At 66.8% G+C, this 17,128-nt stretch carries 23 protein-coding genes; 11 read left to right on the top strand and 12 right to left on the bottom strand.

Annotated features, from left to right (window positions below; genetic code table 11):
* Nucleotides 1-79: 79 nt before the first annotated feature.
* Both QW845_RS20170 and QW845_RS20175 read right to left on the bottom strand, forming a co-directional pair.
* Nucleotides 80-292 carry a hypothetical protein gene (locus tag QW845_RS20170; RefSeq protein ID WP_315803493.1) on the bottom strand — a complete coding sequence of 71 codons (213 nt, stop codon included), beginning with the start codon at nt 290-292 and terminating at the stop codon, nt 80-82.
* 66 nt (nt 293-358) lie between these two features.
* On the bottom strand, nt 359-1,282 hold the full coding sequence (locus QW845_RS20175) for a LysR substrate-binding domain-containing protein (protein ID WP_315803292.1): 924 nt from the start codon (nt 1,280-1,282) through the stop codon (nt 359-361).
* Between the two features lie 90 nt (nt 1,283-1,372).
* Here QW845_RS20175 and QW845_RS20180 point away from each other — a divergent pair, with 90 nt between their 5' ends.
* The 3 genes from QW845_RS20180 to QW845_RS20190 are packed head-to-tail and all read left to right on the top strand — an operon-like array spanning nt 1,373 to nt 3,107.
* A complete protein-coding gene (locus tag QW845_RS20180; RefSeq protein ID WP_315803293.1) occupies nt 1,373-2,134 on the top strand; it encodes a sulfite exporter TauE/SafE family protein in 762 nt (253 codons plus the stop codon).
* Nucleotides 2,135-2,141: 7 nt separating this feature from the next.
* Nucleotides 2,142-2,381 (top strand): hypothetical protein, encoded by a 240-nt coding sequence (locus tag QW845_RS20185; protein ID WP_315803294.1) that lies wholly within the window; start codon nt 2,142-2,144, stop codon nt 2,379-2,381.
* Between the two features lie 30 nt (nt 2,382-2,411).
* A complete protein-coding gene (locus tag QW845_RS20190; protein WP_315803295.1) occupies nt 2,412-3,107 on the top strand; it encodes a glutathione S-transferase family protein in 696 nt (231 codons plus the stop codon).
* Here the strand turns inward: QW845_RS20190 and QW845_RS20195 are convergent.
* Entirely contained in the window at nt 3,104-3,892 is a 789-nt protein-coding gene (locus tag QW845_RS20195) for a crotonase/enoyl-CoA hydratase family protein (RefSeq protein WP_315803296.1), read from the bottom strand. The genes QW845_RS20190 and QW845_RS20195 overlap by 4 nt on opposite strands.
* 92 nt (nt 3,893-3,984) lie before the next feature.
* Here QW845_RS20195 and QW845_RS20200 point away from each other — a divergent pair, with 92 nt between their 5' ends.
* Nucleotides 3,985-4,614 carry a helix-turn-helix domain-containing protein gene (locus tag QW845_RS20200; RefSeq protein WP_315803297.1) on the top strand — a complete coding sequence of 210 codons (630 nt, stop codon included), beginning with the start codon at nt 3,985-3,987 and terminating at the stop codon, nt 4,612-4,614.
* On the opposite strand, the gene QW845_RS20205 is transcribed toward QW845_RS20200, so the two are convergent.
* From QW845_RS20205 to QW845_RS20220, 4 genes are all read right to left on the bottom strand, one after another.
* Entirely contained in the window at nt 4,589-5,071 is a 483-nt protein-coding gene (locus tag QW845_RS20205; RefSeq protein ID WP_315803298.1) for a hypothetical protein, read from the bottom strand. The genes QW845_RS20200 and QW845_RS20205 overlap by 26 nt on opposite strands.
* A 15-nt stretch (nt 5,072-5,086) precedes the next feature.
* The gene (locus QW845_RS20210) at nt 5,087-5,788 is read right to left on the bottom strand and encodes a hypothetical protein (protein WP_315803299.1); all 702 of its coding nucleotides are present in this window, start codon (nt 5,786-5,788) and stop codon (nt 5,087-5,089) included.
* Between the two features lie 138 nt (nt 5,789-5,926).
* Nucleotides 5,927-6,610 carry an HAD family phosphatase gene (locus tag QW845_RS20215; RefSeq protein WP_315803300.1) on the bottom strand — a complete coding sequence of 228 codons (684 nt, stop codon included), beginning with the start codon at nt 6,608-6,610 and terminating at the stop codon, nt 5,927-5,929.
* Nucleotides 6,607-6,828, bottom strand: coding sequence for a cysteine-rich CWC family protein (locus QW845_RS20220; protein WP_315803301.1), 222 nt, complete (start codon nt 6,826-6,828; stop codon nt 6,607-6,609). The genes QW845_RS20215 and QW845_RS20220 overlap by 4 nt, the downstream gene beginning before the upstream one ends.
* A gap of 145 nt (nt 6,829-6,973) precedes the next feature.
* Between QW845_RS20220 and QW845_RS20225 the strand changes: the two genes are divergently transcribed.
* The 4 genes from QW845_RS20225 (at nt 6,974) to QW845_RS20240 (ending at nt 10,717) form a co-directional block, all read left to right on the top strand.
* Nucleotides 6,974-8,494: a DUF1800 family protein gene (locus QW845_RS20225; RefSeq protein ID WP_315803302.1), complete on the top strand. Its 1,521-nt coding sequence runs from the start codon at nt 6,974-6,976 to the stop codon at nt 8,492-8,494.
* Complete coding sequence (locus tag QW845_RS20230) at nt 8,491-9,714, top strand: DUF1501 domain-containing protein (protein ID WP_315803303.1); 1,224 nt, start codon at nt 8,491-8,493, stop codon at nt 9,712-9,714. The genes QW845_RS20225 and QW845_RS20230 overlap by 4 nt, the downstream gene beginning before the upstream one ends.
* Nucleotides 9,715-9,849: 135 nt before the next feature.
* Entirely contained in the window at nt 9,850-10,170 is a 321-nt protein-coding gene (locus QW845_RS20235; protein WP_315803304.1) for an antibiotic biosynthesis monooxygenase, read from the top strand.
* Nucleotides 10,171-10,273: 103 nt separating this feature from the next.
* Nucleotides 10,274-10,717, top strand: coding sequence for an endonuclease domain-containing protein (locus QW845_RS20240; protein ID WP_315803305.1), 444 nt, complete (start codon nt 10,274-10,276; stop codon nt 10,715-10,717).
* 264 nt (nt 10,718-10,981) lie between these two features.
* Here QW845_RS20240 and QW845_RS20245 read toward each other — a convergent pair whose 3' ends face one another.
* From QW845_RS20245 to QW845_RS20265, 5 genes are all read right to left on the bottom strand, one after another.
* Nucleotides 10,982-11,443: a GNAT family N-acetyltransferase gene (locus QW845_RS20245; protein WP_315803306.1), complete on the bottom strand. Its 462-nt coding sequence runs from the start codon at nt 11,441-11,443 to the stop codon at nt 10,982-10,984.
* 61 nt (nt 11,444-11,504) lie between these two features.
* Nucleotides 11,505-11,699 carry a hypothetical protein gene (locus QW845_RS20250; RefSeq protein ID WP_315803307.1) on the bottom strand — a complete coding sequence of 65 codons (195 nt, stop codon included), beginning with the start codon at nt 11,697-11,699 and terminating at the stop codon, nt 11,505-11,507.
* A gap of 67 nt (nt 11,700-11,766) precedes the next feature.
* The gene (locus QW845_RS20255; protein WP_315803308.1) at nt 11,767-12,018 is read right to left on the bottom strand and encodes a hypothetical protein; all 252 of its coding nucleotides are present in this window, start codon (nt 12,016-12,018) and stop codon (nt 11,767-11,769) included.
* A gap of 194 nt (nt 12,019-12,212) precedes the next feature.
* The gene (locus tag QW845_RS20260) at nt 12,213-12,863 is read right to left on the bottom strand and encodes a glutathione S-transferase family protein (RefSeq protein WP_315803309.1); all 651 of its coding nucleotides are present in this window, start codon (nt 12,861-12,863) and stop codon (nt 12,213-12,215) included.
* Between the two features lie 193 nt (nt 12,864-13,056).
* Entirely contained in the window at nt 13,057-14,289 is a 1,233-nt protein-coding gene (locus QW845_RS20265) for a glycosyltransferase family 87 protein (RefSeq protein ID WP_315803310.1), read from the bottom strand.
* A 192-nt stretch (nt 14,290-14,481) separates the two neighbouring features.
* Between QW845_RS20265 and QW845_RS20270 the strand changes: the two genes are divergently transcribed.
* The 3 genes from QW845_RS20270 to QW845_RS20280 all read left to right on the top strand — a co-directional run bounded on the left by QW845_RS20270 (nt 14,482) and on the right by QW845_RS20280 (nt 16,987).
* Nucleotides 14,482-15,684 (top strand): pyridoxal phosphate-dependent aminotransferase, encoded by a 1,203-nt coding sequence (locus QW845_RS20270; protein ID WP_315733933.1) that lies wholly within the window; start codon nt 14,482-14,484, stop codon nt 15,682-15,684.
* Between the two features lie 121 nt (nt 15,685-15,805).
* Nucleotides 15,806-16,330, top strand: a complete 525-nt coding sequence (locus QW845_RS20275; RefSeq protein ID WP_315803311.1) for a DUF992 domain-containing protein — start codon at nt 15,806-15,808, stop codon at nt 16,328-16,330.
* 183 nt (nt 16,331-16,513) lie between these two features.
* Nucleotides 16,514-16,987, top strand: coding sequence for a DUF992 domain-containing protein (locus QW845_RS20280; protein WP_315803312.1), 474 nt, complete (start codon nt 16,514-16,516; stop codon nt 16,985-16,987).
* Nucleotides 16,988-17,128 lie beyond the last annotated feature (141 nt).

A 17,128-nucleotide genomic window follows, 5' to 3' on the forward strand; every position in this document is an offset into this window, starting at 1 on the left:
GCGCTATCCGTCTTTTCCCGGGGTTCGGTCGATATCCTCCGTCGCGTGCCTCAAAGTGCGCCGAATCGGTTTGCAGGTGTCAGCCCCACCGCTTGCGAAAGCGGTCGATATGGCTTTTCGCGTCGGCAATCGCCATGTCCGCATCGGACCAGGCGAAGCCGACTTCGAGCGAGGGGAACGAAACGCCATTGATCACCACCGGGGTCATGTCCGCGCGGCGGATCCGCGCGTGCCACAAGCCGCGTCCTGCTTCGAACGGCTCGATGGCGAAGTCCTCGTACAAATACGTCATTGCGCAGTCCTGGATGTCCCGAACGGCAACGACAGCATGAATTGGTCCGATCATTTGTGAACAGGTTCACACGTCCGCGTCTTTTTTGATCGCGTCCCTGCGTTGAGAATTCCGGGTCGCGGGCTGTGACGCCGCGCGCATGATCCAACGCCGGAACGCGGCGAAATCACGTTGGCCGGCCTGGAAATGTCGGTAGACAAGATACCAGCGCTCGCCTTTCGGGACGGTCAGTGCGAACGGTGCAACCAGGCGTCCCGCGGCGAGATCGTCGTCGATATAGGGCCGGATGCCCATGGCGACGCCGAGACCGTCGATTGCGGCCTGCAGCGCATGTCCATAGTACTGGAACTCGGTGCCGCGCGCGCTGACGCGCGTGATGCCCGCGGCCTTCAGCCACAGCGCCCAGTCCTCGGCGGCGTGCGACACCCGCAGCAGGCTCGGTCCCTTGAGATCCGCCGGCTTCTTCAAGGTCGCGGCGAGCCGCGGCGTGCACACCGGCACGAGATCGGCGGCGAACAGCGGCTCGGCGACGAGGCCCGGCCAGGCGCCGTCGCCGAGCTTGATGCCGCAGCTCCAATCGTCGCCGAACGGCACCGCCGCTCCGCCGGTGGTGATGCGCACCTCGATGTCCGGCTGCTCGGTGCTGAAATCGGCGAGCCGCGGGATCAGCCATTTCATCGCGAAGGTCGGCCCGACGCCGAGCGTCAGCACCCGCATCGACGACGGCGCCATGATCTGCGCGGTCAGGCTCGACAGCGCGTCGAAGATCGGCGTCAGCCCGCTCTGATAGGCGCGGCCGGCGGCGGTCAGCGCCAGCCGATTGGCCTTGCGCTCGAACAGCACCACGCCGAGCCGCTGCTCGAGCAGGTTGACCATGCGGCTGATCGCAGCCGCGGAGACGTTGAGCTCGCTGCCTGCCGCGGCGAAGCTGCCGGTGCGCGCCGCCGCCTCGAACGCCTTGATGCCGTTGAGGAACAGCAGCCGTCTCATCGCGCCCTCAGGAAAACTGATGGAGGGCAAGATAACTCGGTTTGTGCCGATATCGCCAGTGCGACAAATTGCATGGCGAGGAGCTCAGCCATGACACCCGCCCTGATTGCAGCGCTCGGATTGCTGATGGTGGCGACGGCGTTCCTGTCGGGCCTGTTCGGCATGGCGGGCGGGCTGATCCTGATCGGCGTGCTGCTGGCGATCATGCCGCTGCCGGCGGCGATGGTGCTGCACGCGGCGACGCAGATGGCGTCGAACGGCTGGCGCGCGGTGCTGTGGCGCCGGCACATCCGCTGGCGGCCGGTCGCGGTGTATCTCGTCGGCTGCGCGCTGGCGCTCGGCCTGTGGTCGCTGATCCGCTACGTGCCGGACACGCCGATGGCGCTGCTGCTGCTTGGCATCACGCCGTTCATGGCGCGGCTGATGCCGCCGAGCCTGAAGCCCGATCCGGACAGTGTCTGGCAGGGCGCGATCTACGGCACGATCTGCATGGGGCTGATGCTGATGACCGGCGTGTCCGGGCCGCTGCTCGACACGTTCTTTCTCGGTGCGCGGTTCGATCGCAGGTCGATCGTCGCCACCAAGGCGACGTGCCAGGTCGCGAGCCATCTCACCAAGCTGATCTATTTCGGCGGCATCATCGACCAGGCCGCGGGCCTCGATCCGATGCTCGCGCTCGTCGCCATCGGAGCGTCGATGCTCGGCACCAGCCTGGCGCGGCGGCTCCTGGAGGCGATGAGCGAGCAGCAGTTCCGCACCTGGGCCAACCGCATCATCACGGCGGTGGCAAGCTATTACATCCTCTACGGCGGCTGGCTGCTGCTGGCCGCGCAGAGCTCGGCGGCGGAGTGAGGCGAGAATGGCCGGATCGGCAGACCCCCTGGTGCTGGACTTCGTCGAGTGGATCGCGCGCGCGCCGCGCAGCCATGCCGAGGTGGTGGCGACATGGCGGACGAGCTGCCCGCGGCTGACGGTGTGGGAAGATGCCGCCGATCTCGGCTATGTCACGCGCGAGGCGATCGCGGGCGCAGGCCTCTTCATCGTCGTCACCGACGCCGGCGCGCGGCTGCTGCGCGACAACGGCCGCGTGGTGCGCTAGAACGGGCCGGAGATGGAGGAAGGACCGGGAATGGCCGTGAAGCTGTATGAACTCGTCGGGACCGATGCGGGCCGCCCGTTCAGCCCGTTCTGCTGGCGCACGCGGATGGCGCTGGCGCACAAGGGGCTGAGCGCCGATACGATTCCGTGGCGCTTCACCGAGAAGAGCGCGATCGCCCCGCATGGCTCGGAGAAGGTGCCGGTCATGCTCGACGGCGACCGCGCGGTGGCCGATTCCTGGGCGATCGCCAACTACCTCGAGGACACCTATCCGGACCGGCCGTCGCTGTTCGGCGGCGCCGGCGGCCGCGCGATCGCGCGCTTCATGAATGCCTGGGGCGACATCGCCATCGTCGGCGGCATCTTCCCGCTGATCATCGCCGACATCCCGAAGAACCTCGCCGCCGCGGATGCCGACTACTTCCGCAAGTCGCGCGAGGCGCGGTTCGGCAAGAGCCTCGAAGAGGTCATGGCCGCGCGCGACCAGGCCGTCATCGGCTTCCGCAGGTCGCTGGAGCCGCTGCGCCAGACCTTGAAGACGCAGGCCTTCATCGGCGGCGATGCGCCCGATTATGCCGACTACATCGTGTTCGGCGGCTTCCAGTGGGCGCGCGTGGTGAGCCCGTTCCGGCTGCTCGAGGAGAGCGACAGCGTCCATGCCTGGCGCGAGCGGCTGCTCGATGCGTTCGACGGGCTGGCGCGCAAGTCGCCCGGCCATCCGGTCTAGCTGGGGACCCGCGGCGGCCGGCGCTCGCGCCAGGCCGCCAGCCCGTCGGCGAGATCGCGGCTGCCGACCAGGCTCGCGAACTGCTCGCTCTCGACCTGCAGCCCTTCGCCAATCGTCATGTTGAGCCCGCGCGTCGCGGCGGTGATGATGCTCCCGACCGTGTCCGGCCCATGGCGGATGATGCGTTGCGCCAGCGCGCGCGCCGCCGGCAACAGCTCGTCATGCGGCACGACGGCGTTGACGAGCCCGATCTCCAGCGCGCGCTGCGCCGGGACAGAATCGCCGGTCAGCAGCAGCTCGAGCCCGCGCTTACGGCCGACCAGCCGCGGCAGCCGCTGCGTGCCGCCGAAGGTCGGCGGCATGCCGAGCCTGATCTCGGGCTTGGCGAAGCTGGCGCGCTCGCTCGCCACCGCCAGATGCACCGCCTCGGTGATCTCGCAGCCGCCGCCGAAGGCGAGCCCGTTGACGGCGGCGATGACCGGTTTGCGGAACGCCTCAAGCCGCGCCGTCATCGCCTGGCCGCGCCGGACGAAGTCGCGCAGCGCCGCGGCACGCCCCTGGCGGACGCTCGCGGTGAATTCGTCGATGTCGGCGCCGGCTGAGAAGGCGCGTTGCCCGGCGCCGGTGAGGATCACGGCCCTGACGCCGGCATCGGTCTCGATGCGGTCGAGCGCGGCCATCAATCGATCGATCAGCGCGTAGCTGAGCGCGTTCAGCCGCTGCGGCCGGTTCAGCGTGATCACGGTGATGCGGTCGGAGATGTCGAGCAGGATGAGGTCGGTCATGGTGTCTCGCAGGCTGGCGGTTGAAGCAGGCGGAGACTAGGCGCCGCGGCCGCCGAGGTATATTCACTGGTCAGTATACATTGGACGCCGCCATGCCCCGTTCCTCCGATCCCACGCCCGCCCGCATCGTCGCCGCCGCGAGCCGGCTGTTCTATGCCGAGGGCATCCGCGCCGTCAGCGTCGATGCGGTGGCGGAGAAGGCCGGGGTCACCAAGAAGACGCTGTACTATCATTTCCGCAGCAAGGACGATCTCGTCGCGGCCTATCTCGCCGCGCGCGACCAGCCGAACCTGGCGCTGTTCAAGCGCTGGTTCGACGAGACGGACGGTGCGCTGCCCGACAAGATCGCCGGGATCTTCAACCAGCTCGCGCGCGCCGCGCGGCATCCGAAATGGCGCGGCTGCGGCTTCCTGCGCACCACCGCGGAGCTCGCCAATCTGCCCGGCCATCCCGCCATCAGGATCGGCGCCGCCCACAAGAAGAAGTTCGAGGCCTGGCTGCAGGCGATCTTCGCAGAGCAGGGAATTGCCGAAGCGGGCGGGCTCGCCCGCCAGATGCTGCTGCTGCTCGACGGCGCGTTCGCCGTCGTGCTGCTGCATCGTGACGCCAGCTACATGGAAACCGCGGGCGCGGCGGCACGGACGCTGGTCGCCGCGGCCCTGCCGAAGGGCAAGCGGTCCGCGTCGCGCGCAACCCTCAGCCGGCGCAGCCGCGTCCCCTGACCTGTTCACCGCGGACGACCGTGGTGACCATCTGGCTCGCCATGCCGTCGAAATCGGATGGCTTGATGTAGCCGGCGGCGTAGGCTTCCTGCGTGAGCCGTTCGATCCTTCGATCCTCGGCGGTCGTCCATACGCCGGCGATATAGGCGGCGCCGGCCGGACCATAGGTCTCGGGGTAGCGCTCGTTCTGGTTCTGCCGATGATAGTAGTAGTGGTTGAGACCGCTGATGAAGTTGTCGCGCTTGGCGCCGCAGCGGTCGCTCCAGGCGAGGTCGAGCGACTTCAGCGCGTCTTCGCGCTGCGAGCGCCGGGCGTCCTCGGTGTATTTCTCGTGGTCCTGAAACTCCGCGCCGGTGACGGGCGGAAACGCCGCCGCGGTCGGCGCGTCTGTCAGGAACAGCCGTCCGCCGACCTGCCAGACGACGATGGCCGCAATGATGAAGATCAGCCGGTTCATGGCAGCGCCCGTTTGCTATCGCCGGTCCCGTTGCGCCTGCCTCGTCCGGCACACCGCCGACTCGTCGGACCAGAAAGCGGGTCCGGCGAAGTGCGGGACCTCCTCGCGCACATCAGCCGGAAAGTCCGCCTTGGTGATGCCCTTCTCCTCGAAGGCTTCGAACAACGCCTCCTTCACGCGCTGATCGAGCGGCGTGCCGACGCTGTCGGCCGCCTCCCGAAGCGATTTGTCGGTGCAGATTTTCGCGCCCCAGAACTGCCGCTTGCAGTCCAGCTTGGCAACATAGGCCCGCGTGTAGGCCGTCAGTGCGTCGACCAGGTTCTGCTTCATGGTTGTGTCGCAGGGCGACAGCTTGTAGGCCGTCGCGGCCTGCAACGCGTCCATGCGCAAAACGTCCAGCTTGGGATTCTTGTCGCTCTGCGAGGTGTGCTGCGCGAGCCACGCCTTGCGCTCGAACTCCTTCGATTCTGGGCCGCCGAAGGTCCTGTCGACCGTCGGGGAGAGGGGAGCCACGACCGCCACGGTCCCGGGCGTCGGCGCAGCGAGATTTGATGCGGCTTCAATCGAAGCTGTCTGCATCATGCCCCGCCACGGTCCATCCGGAAGCGGAAACCCCCTGACCGCCCAACTCACACCAGCGAACGCAGCCAAGAATGCCGCACCCGCGGCGCCAATGAATCGCAACATGAAATAAGCCCATCCACCAACGCCGTGCACGGTAGGGCGTGCGGGTTAATGCATCCGATAGGGCCGTGGGCACCGGCGCAACGACGTGAACCGATTGTGACTATGTTCGGTCGCGTTTGAAGACAATGGCAAAGCTGTACGGCCGCTTCACAGGCCGCGGATCTGACGTCACATCCTGGCGGGCAGCACCGAACGGCGCGCGAGCAGCGCCATGGCGGCGTCGAGATCCGGCAGCACGGCCGCCGCATTCGCCCGCGAATGATCGTTCGGCGCCACGATGTCCGGCACCATCAAGGTGATCGCGCCGGCGGCGTACGCCGAGGCGACGCCGGGATTGGAATCCTCGATCGCGACGCAGGCTGGCGCGCGCGTCCGCAGCCGTTCCGCGGCGAGCAGATAGAGGTCCGGATGCGGTTTGGCACGGGTCACGTCGTCGCGCGTCAGCACCGCATCGAAGCGGTGGTCGATGCCGGCGAGGCCAAGGTGTTCCGCCGCCGTGCGGCGCGAGGAGGAGGTCACGACGGCCTTGGGCAGCCCGACCGCGTCGATCGCGTCGAGCAGCGCGATGACGCCGGGTTTCAGCGGCATGCCCGCCTGCAGGATCTCGATGGTCTTGGCCGCGAACAGGCGGTTGACTTCGAGCAGCGGAAAATCGTCGCCGAAATGGTCGCGCAGGGTCTGCTCGTTGTCGGGTCCGGGAATGCCGATCATCGCGTGACAGAGCTCGACGACGCCATCACTATAGCCGAGCGCATTCAGCGCTGCGATTGCCGCTTCGAGATAGACCTTCTCGGTGTCGAGCAGCGTGCCGTCCATGTCGAGCAGGACGGCTTCGACGTGCCAGCGTGTCACGAGCCCGGCTCCGGTTCGCCGGCCAGCCTCTTGAGGCAATTGATGCACAGGCAGTCCTTGAACCGGGTCTGTCCGGTCTCGGGCAGCGGCAGGCGCACGGCCTCTTCGAAGCACCAGCAGGAGCCGCCGGGATCGCAGCTGAACTCCGCGCCGCACGACTCGCAGATGAGTTGCCGCGCGGCCACGTCTGCTAAACGATTTGTCACCTTCGGAACCACGTCCGATCCACCTCTTTTCATGTCCGGTTCATCTGCGCGGGCAAGTATAGTGCGTGACAATCTGCCGCGCCATCGCAGTCTGCGGTCGCGGCAGCAAACTGCTTCGGGAGCTCCCGTGATGACGGGCCGCTGGTGAGGATGAGGCATGGCGCGTGATGCCCAGGCGGCTCTTGTCGCATTGAATCGCTTCGGCTTCGGCGCGCGTGGCGGCGCCTCGGGCGATCTCGTCAATGCGGCGTCGGACCCGCGCGGCTTCGTCAAGGCCGAGCTCGGCCGTCCCAATGGAGCGCTGCTGGAGGCGCCGGGCTTGCAGTCGACGCCCGCACTCGCCGCTGCCGTCTTCGCCTATCAGGACGAGGTCAAGCGGGCGCGTGAGGCCGCGAAGTCCGAGGCCGCGCCGCAGGAGCCATCTAGTCAGACGCGCGGCCTGTCCACGAGCGGCGCGGACAAAGCCATGGCCGCGCCGCCCTCGGCAGCCCCGGCGGCCGGTGCCGACCCCGCACCCGCGATGCAGGGAGCGCCGGCAAAGCCCGCGCAGGCTCAGCAGCCGCCCAACGTCGTCCAGAAGACGTTCCGTGCCGAAGCGCTGGCGCGGCTGCAGCGCGCCGTGCTCGCCGATTGCGGCTTCACTGAGCGCCTGGTGGCGTTCTGGTCGAATCATTTCTGCATCTCAGCGGGCAAGGGCGAACTGGCGCGGATGTGGGCTGGCGCGTTCGAGCGCGAGGCGATCCGGCCGCACGTGCTCGGGCGCTTCGCCGACATGCTGAAGGCGGTCGAGCAGCATCCGGCGATGCTGTTCTTTCTCGACAACCAGGAATCGCTCGGACCGGACTCGCGCGCCGGCCAGAACCGCAAGCGCGGCCTCAACGAGAATCTCGCGCGCGAGATCATGGAGCTGCACACGCTGGGTGTCGGCGGCGGCTATAGCCAGGAGGACGTGACGTCGCTGGCGCGCATCATCACCGGCTGGAGCTTCGCCGGCCGCAACGCCCGCAACGCGGCGCCCGGCAGCTTCGTGTTCAATGCCAATGCGCATCAGCCGGGGCCGCAGACTCTGCTCGGCAAGGTCTACGGGGATGATGGCCTCGCCCAGGGCGAGGCTGCGCTCGCCGACATCGCGCGGCATCCGTCGACTGCGAAGTTCATCGCCACCAAGCTCGCGCGCCATTTCGTCGCCGATGATCCGCCGCCCGCGCTGGTCGCGCGGCTCGAGGCCGTATTCAAGAAGAGCGACGGCGATCTGAGAGCGGTGACGCTGGCGCTCGTCGATGCCGATGAAGCCTGGTCGGCACCGCTGACCAAGATCCGCTCGCCTTATGAGTTCCTGGTCGCGGGCGGCCGGCTGCTGGCGCGCGTGCCCGAGGATCCCGGCTTCTATCTCAATTCCCTGAACATGCTGGGACAGCCGCTGTGGGCGCCCGCAGGGCCGAACGGATTCGCGGATACCACCGCGATGTGGGCCGCCCCCGAGGGCATGAAGCTGCGGCTGGACATCTCCGCGCAACTCGCCGCGCGTCTCGGCAACAATCTCGATCCCCGTGATCTGCTCGATCTCGCCGCGGGAGACGCGACTTCGACGGAGACGCGGCGAACGATCGAGCGTGCGGAATCGCGCCAGCAGGCCCTGGCGCTGCTGCTGATGTCGCCGGAATTCCAGAGGAGATGACGATGGACCGGATCGCGACCTCGCTGTTGACCTCGCGTCGCCACCTGCTGCTGGCAGGCGCGTCCTTTGCCGCCTGGGGCTATCTGCCGAAATTCGCGCGGGCCGCCGATCGGCGTGATCCACGGCTGATCGTCGTGATCCTGCGCGGCGCGCTCGATGGGCTCGCCACCGTGGCGCCGGTCGGCGATCCCGACTACGCCGGGCTGCATGGCGCGATCGCGCTGACGACGGCGGGACCGAATCCGGCGCTGCCGCTCGACTCGTTCTTTGCGCTGCATCCGGCGATGCCGGAATTCGCGCGCATGTATCGCGACAAGCAGGCGGCGGTGATTCACGCGGTCGCGACACCGTATCGCGAGCGCTCGCATTTCGATGGCCAGGACGTGCTCGAAAGCGGCTTTGCCGGTCCTGGCCGCGTGCAATCGGGCTGGCTCAACCGCGCAGTCGAGGCTCTGCCACGCGGCCCCCGCGTCACGGGCGCGCTCGCGGTCGGTCCGACGGCACCGCTGGTGCTGCGCGGCGCAGCGCCCACCGTCGGCTGGGCGCCGGTGACCTTGCCGCAGGCCGATGACGACACCGCGACGCGGCTGGTCGACCTCTATGCGCATCGCGATCCCGCATTGGCGGCTGCGCTGTCGCAGGGGCTCAAGCTCGACAAGGTCGCGTTCGGCGACGACATGAAGCCGAAGCCGGGCGGCAACCAGATCGCGGCGATGCGCCAGGTCGCGCGCGGCGCGGCGAAGCTGATCGCGGCGGATGATGGTCCGCGCATCGCTGCGCTGGCGTTCGACGGCTGGGACACCCATGCCAATGAAGGCGGCGCGGTCGGCCGGCTGGCGCAACTCCTGTCGGGTCTCGATGGTGCGCTCGCCGAGTTCGAGAGCGGGCTCGGCCCGCGCTGGCGCGATACGGTCGTGATGGTCGCAACCGAGTTCGGGCGCACGGCGAAGATCAACGGCACGCAAGGCACCGATCATGGCACCGGCACCGTCGCCCTGCTCGCCGGCGGTGCGGTGAAGGGCGGGCGGGTGATCGCCGACTGGCCGACGCTGAAGATGGCCAGCCTCTACCAGGGACGCGATCTTGCGCCGACCACGGATCTGCGCGCGGTGCTCAAGGGCGTGCTCGCCGATCATCTCGGCATCGGTGAGCACGCCCTCGGCGGCGCGGTGTTTCCGGACAGCGCGGCCGTGAAGCCGATCAAGGGGCTCGTGGCGTAGGGATCGCTTGCGCCCTGTCCTGATCGGGTCCCGTAGCGTTCAACGTCGCGGCATCAGCGGCGATTGCCGCAGGCGCATTGCATCGCGAAGTCTGCTACTCCCTGGCCTGCGGCATTCATCCCTCAGGAGATCAGCATGTTCATCGCCATGAATCGTTTTCGCGTTGCCAAGGGTTCGGAGGCCGCCTTCGAGCAGGTCTGGCTGTCGCGCGACAGCCATCTCGACAAGGTGCCGGGCTTCGTCGAGTTTCACTTGTTGAAGGGACCGGAAGCCGAGGACCATACGCTCTACGCCTCGCACACCATCTGGGCGTCGAAGGGGGCGTTCGAGGACTGGACCAAGTCCGAAGCCTTCCGCATGGCCCACAAGGGCGCCGGCGACAACAAGCCGCTCTATCTCGGCCCGCCGCAGTTCGAGGGCTTCGAGGTGAGGCAGACGGTGGGTGGGAAGAAGTAGGACGTTGCTCGGGATTTGGATTCGAGCTGCCGCTGCGTAGCCGGTATGCTCCCTCTCCCCGTTCTTCACGGGGAGAGGGTTGGGGTGAGGGGCAGCGGCACGGGTGGTGGTCGTCGCGCTCGCCCGGTCTCGTCAGCTCGTGCTGTATTGCAGTCTCAACGGCTTCAGCACGATGAAGACCTGCGATGAGGTACGGCACATGCGAGGACCAGATCTGAAATCCGTCGGTCTTGCTCGGCGGCTCCGCACTGCCCAGACGAACGCGGAGAACACGCTGTGGGATAAGATACGCAGCCGTCGGCTGGATGGTCACAAGTTTGTTCGGCAGCTCCCGGTCGCAGAATATATCTGCGACTTCGTTTGTCGAGAGAGGCGCCTCATCGTTGAAATTGACGGGGGACAACACAGCGAGTCTAAGCAGGATGTTGTTCGCGATCGCCGTTTAGCGGAGGAAGGCTATCGGGTTCTTCGCTTTTGGAACAACGATGTCCTAGGAAATATCGAAGGCGTTCTGACGCTGATTCAAGATGAGCTGACGCGTGCGTAGTGGGCGCTCTGGCAAGGCTGCACCGCCCGATCCGCTGCCCCTCACCCCAGCCCTCTCCCCGTGAAGAACGGGGAGAGGGAGCCCACCGATCGCACGGCAGCATCTCGCTTTCCGCTCTCAGAGGTAGCCACGCCAAAAAAATGCGGCCCCGGTCAGAGACGGCGACTGACGGGGACCGCTGAAACGCGTGACCGGTGACGGGGGATGATCAGGCGCTCGATGGAGCGTAGGCCTGCCCCGTGACGGCGGCGTGACACCGCCCGTTCACAGCGCCTTGCGGTAGACGATGAAGCCCGAGCGCTCGGCGATCTTGTCGTAGAGCGCCTGTGCCGTGGTGTTGGTCTCGTGCGTCTGCCAATAGACCCGCGGCGCACCGGCCTGTCGCGCTTCGCGGTAGACCGCCTCGATCAGCGCCCGGCCGACGCCCTTGCCGCGGGCGGCCTCGCTCGTGAACAGGTCGTTGAGATAGCAGAGCGGCCCGATCGTGGTGGTGGCGCGATGAAACAGGTAGTGCGCCAGGCCGATCAGCTCGCCGCCACACTCGGCGACCAGGGCATGCACCGGCTCGTCGGCATCGAAGAAGCGCGACCATGTCACGGCGGTCACCTCGCTCGGCAGCGCCGTCGGCCCCGAACGGCCGTAGAAGGCGTTGTAGCCGTCCCAGAGCGGCAGCCAGCGATCATGGTCATCGCGCGCGATGGCGCGCACAGTGAGGGCTTCGTGCATGAAGGCTTCGCCGTCCGTTTGAATCTCTACGGACCCTCGATACGCGCAGCCGCGCTCACGATCAATCCGGGACGGGCAGCACCGGCTCGGTGGCGGGCGGCCGCACCAGCTCGACATAGACAGACCGATCCTCCTCGGTCAGCGGCGAGAACGAGAGCTCGCCCCGCCGCTCGATCAGGATCAGCAGTGACGCCGCCAGCAGGATCGCGAGTGCCAGGGTCACGGCAACGATTACGACCGTTGATTTCATCGCCATTTTGTGCGCGAGACAATCATCGCCTGTTGTCGCGAAAACCGCGAAGGGTTGTCAAAATGGCTTCCTGCTAAGCGGGCATCGACAAGAGGGCGCGGATCGACACCACCGCGATGGTGACGCTGACACCCAATGAGAGCGTGCTGGCCGCGATCGTTGCGACCACGGCGGTGGTCAGGCTCGGCGACAGCGTGAGCGTCGCGTCGTCGTGAAAGCCGCTGACGGGCGCCGGGAGCCCTCGGCGGAGGTCCGGCGCTAGCGGCCATGCCTGGCCGCGAACCCAACTGAACTTCGGAACGGAAGCAAGACGCCACCCGGACATGAAGTCGAAATCCCTTACCCATACATCCGCGAGCGAATCACTCGCAGAGGTAAATTCTAAGGTCGCGCTGGGCAGGATTGCGGCGGCAAATCAGAAAAAAGGGCAGAAACATGGCGTCGGCGGTGATCGTTCCCGCCATCGCGTGTATTTTCCCCGCTGTTCTACGGATAGTCGGTAGTCTTACGGTGAACGTGTCAGCCGTAGTCGGCAGCAATGCCGGCCGAATCGATCAGCGCCGGCTGCCAGTCCATCGCGACGAACCCGGGCGTCTGCTCGACACGGCGCAGCCAGCTGCGGATCTTCGGGAAGGTCGACAGATCGAAGTCGCAGCGATCGGCGACATGGGTGTAGCCGTAGAGCGCGATGTCGGCGACCGTCAGCTGCTTCGCGGCAAAGTAGTCGTTGCTCTTGAGATGATTCTCCATCACCTGCAGCGCGGCATAGCCGCGCTCCATCCAGTCCTCCAGCGCATGGGTCTGCAGGTCGCGCCCGCCCTTGACCAGCAGCAGCCAGAAATAGGCGGCGCCGATGTTCGGCTCGAGCGCATGCTGTTCGAAGAACATCCACTGCAGCGCTTCGGCGCGCTCGATGCGCTGCTCCGGCACCAGCGGCGTGCCGCCGGCGACATACCAGAGGATCGCGTTCGATTCGGCGATGAAGCGGTCCTCGCCGACCTCCAGCAGCGGCACCTGGCCGCTGGGATTCTTGGCGAGAAAATCCGGCGTGCGGCTCTCGCCGCGCAGGATGTCGATCTCGATCGCCTGATAGGGCGCGTTCAGAAGCGCGAGCGCAAGGCGGACCTTGTAGCTGTTGCCTGACCGCTGCATCGAATAGAGCTTGTACATCCGGCCGGTTTCGAGTTCGAGGAATCAAGGGTTGGACGCATCGCGCATCCGGACGCCAGATCGTCCTGCAATGCGGCCAGACAATGATGCCGATGAGCGCAGGCTGCAAGAGCCGGCGGATGGAAAAAGTCGAAATGCGCTACTGCACTGCACTCTCGAATAACAACTTTCCAATAGATTCAAACAATCGAGATCACGCCTGCGCGATGCGCGCCTGTCCACCGATCTCGACGGCGCGATCGGTGAGTGCGCGGCGCAAGGTCAGCGCGAACAGGGTGATCAGAACGATGAGGCCCAGCGGTATCGTCGTCAGCCCGGCGACGCTGCGCGAGAGCAGCGGCACGATCCAGGCGGCCGCGAGCACGCTGAGCTCGTAGTCGCGAAAGCCGTTCGCGAGGCCGTGCCGGACGAAGAAGATGATCGCGACCGCAACGACGACGAGGTCGTAGTCGAGCACATAGGGCGTCGCCAGCAGGCTCGCGCTCGCCAGTGCCGACGCCTTGAGATCGAACGCCGCCTCGCTCTGCCACAGCCAGGCAAGTCCGGCCGCGAGCGACAGCGCCAGCAGGCTCTGCAGCGCATAGGCGGATCTGATATCGGCGCCCCAATGACGCGCGGCCGAGAACACCGACTGGATCTTCTCCCAGCCGGTGCCGCCTTGCTCGAGCACGACGCTCTGTGTGAAGGTCATCGACTGGAAGAAGGCGTGCCAGACGTCGTTGCCGAGCGCGGCGAAGCTGATCGCGACCAGCGCGGCCACCGTGGCGGTTGCCGCAGCAATCGTCGGCCAGCGAGCGCCTGCGAGCAGCGCCACGGGAATGAGCACGCCGAATTGCGGCTTGTAGGCGAGCAGGCCGATCAGGATGCCGGCCGTCCACGGCCGGCTGCGCTCCATCGACAGCAGCGCGCCGCCGAGCAGCGCCGCGGTGAAGAACGCGTTCTGGCCGTGACCGATGTTGACGAACACCGCGGGAAAGGCGGTCGCGACCAGCAGGGTCTCGGAACGCGGCAGGATCGCGCGCATGACCGCGAGGTACGCGAGCAGGCTCGACAGGACCCAGAGCGCGAGCCCGCCGGCATAGGGCAGCAGGGCGGTGATGGCGGCGATCGCGAAGAAGAAGGGCGGGTAGTGCCAGCCGAAGAACGGCACGTCGCGGCCGTCGAACACGGCCTTTTCCATCGCATGCTGCAGCGGCGGATCATAGGCGTCGGCCGCCTTGCCCTGAAGGGTCAGCACGCCTGCCGCATAGACGTTGGAGAAGTCGGTGCCGATCGGCTTGCCGTTGCGGTCGATCAGGCCATCGGACAGCGCGATCCAGCCGGCGATGGCCACGATCGTGACCGCGAGCAGGATCCAGCTGTAGGACTTGATCCGCGTGGCCGTCAGCCAGTCGCCGGATCGCAGGGCGTACCCGATATTGGTCATTTCGGCCTGAAACTCTGGACAATCGTGGGGGCCACGCTAGCGGGGCCGCTTTAACGTTCCCTAAAGTCTTGGGAGCCATGTGCCCAAGCTTCTTGCGATGCAGCGCCCGGGGCCTTAAAAGCAGGCGTTTCCCTGACATGACTGGTCGTGGCCCGAAAAGGGTGATCCACGACGCCTGCATAGGAGCTGATGATGTCCTTTCTCGCCGCTGCGCTCGACCGTGTGAAGCCGTCCGCGACCATCGCGGTCACGGACAAAGCGCGCGTCCTCAAAGCGGCGGGGCGCAACGTCATCGGGCTGGGCGCCGGCGAGCCGGATTTCGACACGCCCGACAACATCAAGCAGGCCGCGATCAAGGCGATCCAGGACGGCAAGACCAAGTACACCGCGGTCGACGGCATCCCCGAGCTGAAGGAAGCCATCATCGGCAAGTTCCAGCGCGAGAACGGCCTGACCTACAAGCCGAACCAGGTGATCGTCGGCGTCGGCGGCAAGCAGGTGCTGTACAATGCGCTGATGGCGACCATCAATCCCGGCGACCAGGTGATCATCCCGGCGCCGTACTGGGTCAGCTATCCCGAGATGGTGGCGCTCGCCGGCGGCGAGCCGGTGCCGGTGGTCTGCACAGCCGCGCATGGCTTCAAGCTGCAGCCGGAGGCGCTGGAGAAGGCGATCACGCCGAAGACCAAATGGCTGATCCTGTGCTCGCCGTCGAACCCGACGGGCGCGGCCTACACCAAGGCCGAGCTGAAGGCGCTCACCGAGGTGCTGGTCAAGCATCCGCATGTCTGGATCATGACCGACGACATGTATGAGCACCTCGTCTATGACGACTTCGTGTTCACCACGCCGGCGCAGGTCGAGCCGTCGCTGTACGACCGCACGCTGACCGTGAACGGCGTCTCCAAGGCCTATTGCATGACCGGCTGGCGCATCGGCTATGCCGGCGGCCCAGCGCACCTGATCAAGGCGATGGCGACGATCCAGTCGCAGTCGACCTCCAACCCGTGCTCGATCGCGCAATGGGCTGCCGTCGAAGCCTTGAATGGTCCGCAGGACTTCATCCCGGCCAACAACAAGGTCTTCAAGGAGCGCCGCGACCTCGTGGTGTCGATGCTGAATCAGGCGAGCGGCATCGAATGCCCGCGCCCCGAGGGCGCGTTCTACGTCTATCCGTCCTGCGCCGGCACGATCGGCAAGACCGCGCCGTCGGGCAAGGTGATCGACAATGACGAGGCCTTCGTCACCGAGCTGCTGGAGACCGAGGGCGTCGCTGTCGTGCACGGCTCGGCGTTCGGCCTCGGCCCGGCGTTCCGCATCTCCTACGCGACCAAGACCTCCGACCTCGAGGACGCCTGCAAGCGCATCCAGCGCTTCTGCGGCAATTTGAGGTAATCGGGCAACAGCGACCTTTGAATCTCTAAAGGTCAATTTCCGCACAGAAAGGCGCCATGTTTTGAACATGGCGCCTTTCTTTTGTCCGGGATCAAGTTGCGTGGCGTAAGGTTGGAGTTCGATGCGGCTGCTTGTGCTGTCGATCGTGGCGATGGTGATGCTCGTGCCGCTCGCGCAGGCCCATCAGGGCCGCCCGATGCGTGCGGGAGTTCTGGAGTGCGAGGGCCGCCGGACGGCCGGCAAGCTCGTGATGTCACAGGCCCGTCTGCGCTGCGTCTTCCGCAGCCAGGGCCGCGCGCCGGAGCGTTATGTCGCCAAGGTCCGCCGCTACGGCCTCGATCTCGGACTGACGGATCAGACCCGGATGGCGTGGGCGGTGTACGCGCCGGTCAACGATTTCGGCCGCAGCGAGCTGCGCGGGCGCTATGGCGGATTGTCGGCCAACGCTGCCGCGCTGGTCGGCTTCGGCGGCAGCTTCCTGGTGCGCGACACCGATCGCGCCACCCAGCTGCAGCCGATCAGCCTGCAGGGGCAGACCGGCATGAACCTCGCCGCGGGAATCACCGAGGTCGAGCTGGTGCCGCTGCTGCCGATCCATCCGAGCCCGAGCCAGCCCTCGTCCTACTTCTCGCGCTACTATCGCTGAGCACGGCGACAATGCCTCGCAGCCGCGCTGCGCTGGTCGAGGCCGTGAGTCGTTCAGCCAGATGAACGGCGCGCCGCTTCTGGTGCGGCTGTAAGCCTTGTGGCATAGATGTGATGGCTCGTGATCATCAGTCCCGATCACCGAGCGCCGCATCACATGTTCATTTCAGCCGGAGTTTTATTCATGCGCTCGACCATCCTCGCCGGGCTCACCGCTGCGGCCGTCCTCTGCATCGGCGGCGCTGCCCAGGCGCAAGATCGCGTGCGGGTCGGCGTCCTCGAATGCCGCGGTGGCGCCAGCGTCGGCTTCATCGTCGGCTCGGTCACCCATCTCGGCTGCGTGCTGCGCGCCGACGGGCTGCCGGAGGATCGTTACGTCGCGACCATCCGCAAGGTCGGCCTCGATCTCGGCATCACCCAGGAATCGCTGCTGGCCTGGGTGGTCTATGCGCCGGTCGCGCGGCTCGGGCCGGGCGATCTCTCCGGCGATTATGCCGGTGCGCAGGGTTCGGCCGCGGTCGGCGTCGGAGTCGGCGGCAACGTGCTCGTCGGCGGCTCCGCCAACTCGATCGCGCTGCAGCCGCTCAGCGTCCAGGGCCAGGTCGGCATCAGCGTCGCGGCGGGGCTGCAAAGCCTCGAATTGCGCCCGGGTCGGTGATCTTCCCTTTGCCGTGAACAGCGCTCTTCCCGCCATCGTGCGGGAAGACGGTGGGATCCCCCGCACTGCAGCAACGTTTTTCGCAGGCCGCCTGCTTGCCAAAGCGGCAGCCGAGGCAGAGCATTCGGCTTTGCCGACCCA

This window comes from Bradyrhizobium sp. SZCCHNS3002 (assembly GCF_032377435.1).
In the GTDB taxonomy this organism is placed as follows: Bacteria; Pseudomonadota; Alphaproteobacteria; order Rhizobiales; family Xanthobacteraceae; genus Bradyrhizobium.

Coding starts and splice junctions, on each gene's coding strand:
- QW845_RS20170 (WP_315803493.1), bottom strand. CDS start 292: ATGACGTATTTGTACGAGGACTTCGCCATCGAGCCGTTCGAAGCAGGA.
- QW845_RS20175 (WP_315803292.1), bottom strand. CDS start 1,282: ATGAGACGGCTGCTGTTCCTCAACGGCATCAAGGCGTTCGAGGCGGCG.
- QW845_RS20180 (WP_315803293.1), top strand. CDS start 1,373: ATGACACCCGCCCTGATTGCAGCGCTCGGATTGCTGATGGTGGCGACG.
- QW845_RS20185 (WP_315803294.1), top strand. CDS start 2,142: ATGGCCGGATCGGCAGACCCCCTGGTGCTGGACTTCGTCGAGTGGATC.
- QW845_RS20190 (WP_315803295.1), top strand. CDS start 2,412: ATGGCCGTGAAGCTGTATGAACTCGTCGGGACCGATGCGGGCCGCCCG.
- QW845_RS20195 (WP_315803296.1), bottom strand. CDS start 3,892: ATGACCGACCTCATCCTGCTCGACATCTCCGACCGCATCACCGTGATC.
- QW845_RS20200 (WP_315803297.1), top strand. CDS start 3,985: ATGCCCCGTTCCTCCGATCCCACGCCCGCCCGCATCGTCGCCGCCGCG.
- QW845_RS20205 (WP_315803298.1), bottom strand. CDS start 5,071: ATGAACCGGCTGATCTTCATCATTGCGGCCATCGTCGTCTGGCAGGTC.
- QW845_RS20225 (WP_315803302.1), top strand. CDS start 6,974: ATGGCGCGTGATGCCCAGGCGGCTCTTGTCGCATTGAATCGCTTCGGC.
- QW845_RS20230 (WP_315803303.1), top strand. CDS start 8,491: ATGACGATGGACCGGATCGCGACCTCGCTGTTGACCTCGCGTCGCCAC.
- QW845_RS20235 (WP_315803304.1), top strand. CDS start 9,850: ATGTTCATCGCCATGAATCGTTTTCGCGTTGCCAAGGGTTCGGAGGCC.
- QW845_RS20245 (WP_315803306.1), bottom strand. CDS start 11,443: ATGCACGAAGCCCTCACTGTGCGCGCCATCGCGCGCGATGACCATGAT.
- QW845_RS20250 (WP_315803307.1), bottom strand. CDS start 11,699: ATGGCGATGAAATCAACGGTCGTAATCGTTGCCGTGACCCTGGCACTC.
- QW845_RS20255 (WP_315803308.1), bottom strand. CDS start 12,018: ATGTCCGGGTGGCGTCTTGCTTCCGTTCCGAAGTTCAGTTGGGTTCGC.
- QW845_RS20260 (WP_315803309.1), bottom strand. CDS start 12,863: ATGTACAAGCTCTATTCGATGCAGCGGTCAGGCAACAGCTACAAGGTC.
- QW845_RS20265 (WP_315803310.1), bottom strand. CDS start 14,289: ATGACCAATATCGGGTACGCCCTGCGATCCGGCGACTGGCTGACGGCC.
- QW845_RS20270 (WP_315733933.1), top strand. CDS start 14,482: ATGTCCTTTCTCGCCGCTGCGCTCGACCGTGTGAAGCCGTCCGCGACC.
- QW845_RS20275 (WP_315803311.1), top strand. CDS start 15,806: ATGCGGCTGCTTGTGCTGTCGATCGTGGCGATGGTGATGCTCGTGCCG.
- QW845_RS20280 (WP_315803312.1), top strand. CDS start 16,514: ATGCGCTCGACCATCCTCGCCGGGCTCACCGCTGCGGCCGTCCTCTGC.